The organism is Vibrio sp. 10N.222.48.A3, assembly GCF_041475345.1.
In the GTDB taxonomy this organism is placed as follows: Bacteria; Pseudomonadota; Gammaproteobacteria; order Enterobacterales; family Vibrionaceae; genus Vibrio; species Vibrio tasmaniensis_A.
Window position 1 is genome coordinate 1 of sequence record NZ_JBFRVX010001735.1, and the last position, 251, is coordinate 251.

Sequence of the window (251 nt, forward strand, 5' to 3'; positions counted from 1 at the left end):
ATATTCCGCTAGCGTCACAAACGTCTTCAACAAATTAATATCGAGCATCATATCCCTCCCAGGTTTTTTACATGATATATGAAATCCTTATCAAGATAATAAAGATAATTAATTTCTCTTATCCACTTTGTAGGCCTAACATGATTTCTCAATCAGTCAGGAGAAAAATTATGCCATCTATTGTTGTTGTAGGCGCAAACTGGGGCGACGAAGGCAAAGGCCGTATCGTTGATTTTTTAGCAGACCAAGCT

The 251-nt window shown here is 37.5% G+C and carries 1 protein-coding gene; it reads left to right on the top strand.

Annotated elements, in window-relative coordinates:
• Window positions 1-170: 170 nt before the first annotated feature.
• Window positions 171-251 (top strand): adenylosuccinate synthetase (locus AB4653_RS28680; RefSeq protein ID WP_372106036.1); only part of this gene is annotated, 81 nt, incomplete at its 3' end.